We start from the raw sequence: 2131 nt of genomic DNA on the forward strand, positions 1-2131 counted from the left end.
TGAAGGTATTTGTGCCAGAGAGGAGCAGGTCACCTGCGCCTGGTTTGGTCAGGTTACCGAGGCCAGCAAAGACACCGTCAAAAAGGCTATCGCCAGCTTGGTCTATTGTCAGCGTTGTTGCGATAGCGACGGGGTCTTCTGACTCACCCTCACATGTCGCGCCATTGCCACCAGCTGTTTCGAGGCAGAATGTACCTGTACCTGTCAAACCTGCAGCAGCAACACCAGTTGCTGTGTTAGTGATTTTGAGTTCGTTTGAAGACACGACACTCCAGTAGCCATCGTTGATGACTTGTGTGCCAGCCGTGATGGAGCCGTTCTGGATCAAAATCGAGGCGTTTGTGATCGTGCCAGACGCTTCAAGCGAACCTGCTGTTTGCAACATACCGTCGGCACCGTCTGTTGTGCCCAGAATGTCTGTGCCCGAGTCGATGACCAACATACCAGAGTTGCCAACATCGGTGGCTGTCACAGCGTTGTAAATGTTCAGCTCACCGCTTGAGACCGTGCCCGCAGCGGCAACTGTTACAGCTCCGGCATTTTCAGCACCGTAAAGTTGCAATGTGCTGCCTTCACCCACATTCAGGTCACCGCCCGCGCCAAGCAATGTGCCTGATGCTGTTGGATCTTCAATGTTGAACGTGCTGACAGTGCCGCCAAGAACCTGGAACTGCTCAAGCGTGTTCTGACCCGTGATATAGAGAAGGCCCGTATAGTCGCTGGATGCATCCCCGACAGCCAGACCAGCACCGCTCCAGTTCCCCGTAAGGAAGGCAACATCTGCGGATGTTTGCGTACCAGTGTTATAGACAGCGACCCGTGCAGAGTCTGTGCCCGCTGTCCCGAGGACATCAACGTTGTTTGCAAACACGATGTGACCAAGCGATTCATCAGAACCGAATGTCAGCGTACTTGTGGTCGCGCCTTCAAAGAAGCCGTTGTCACCCCACTCAAGATTTTGGCCTACACCCGGCAGAACCTCGCCAAGATTGACGGTGAAACCGTCAACATCACCCGCCGCAAAGCCGCCTGAGCCGCTCCACTTGACCTGAGAGTTGGAATTACCCACGCGGCGGCCTGTCAGGTCTTCGTTCAACAGAAGTGTGCCCGTTGTGCCGAGGCTGAGTTGGCTCCCGATCGATCCGCCGCCATCAAAGCGGAGGCGTGATGCGTCGTTGACACCTTCGCCCAGAACGGCGTCGAGTGTCGCGCCGCGCAGGATTGTATCACCTGAGTAGGTGTTCTCGGCATTGAAGACAACGCGGCCACCATCACCATGGATGATGATATCGGCACCTGCACCCTCTGCAAAGGGTGCGCCTTCATAGGTTGCGGCGGAGTCATCTGAGATTTCGTCATCAAAGACGATGACATTGCCTGCACCCGGAGCAAGTGTAACCGTGCTGCCCTTCATCATGAAGATCGCCGCACCCGCGCCATCGCCTGCTGAACCCAAGTTGTTGCTTGAGCCGCCGCGTGCCACGTTGTTCTGGAAGTGTGCGTTGCCCGTGATCGTCAGCGTACCTGTTTCGCGCACGAAGATCGCACCGCCGAAGCCAGACCCGCCGTCACCATACAGACCGTTGCCGTTGCTACCGTCACCCGCGGCAAAGCCACCGAAACCGCCCTCACCAGGGTCGCCGCCGTTGGCCGCGCCTGTCGAGCCTTCGTCACCGCCGGCACCGCCGCCGCCGCCGCCAGCACCAAACCCGCCGTCACCGCCGCGACCACCGTTGCCACCGTCGCCACCGTCAGTAAACGACAGAGCACCTTCGCCACCGTTACCACCAGCGCCACCGGCACCACCGCCGAAGAACTCGTCGCCGCCGCCGCCTTCGCCGCCTTCGCCGCCAGCACCACCCATGCCCGCGATACCGTTGGCCAGGTTGATGCCCCACGTGACATTTTCATAAATGGCAGTCGCAAAGTCGAACGCCTTGCCCGCAAATTTGATGGACTTCGTGACAATCGCACTGGGCTTCGGCACACCCACAGCCGCCCCAACCACAATGGGAGGAGAGATTGCATCGATCAGTTCCGATGCAGCTGTTGCGAATGAGTTGGTTGTTGATTTCAGGTTGCGCAGTGCGTTGGGGTGGACGGGCATACCATCAGAGCCGTTACCGCCGTA

The 2131-nt window shown here is 58.2% G+C and carries 1 pseudogene; it reads right to left on the reverse strand.

The annotated features are described in order from the left end of the window. Window positions 1-2131 (reverse strand): annotated as a pseudogene (locus ACTG3X_RS14365) (hypothetical protein); the annotation flags it as partial.

The organism is Lentibacter sp., assembly GCF_965658795.1.
Lineage (GTDB): Bacteria > Pseudomonadota > Alphaproteobacteria > Rhodobacterales > Rhodobacteraceae > Lentibacter.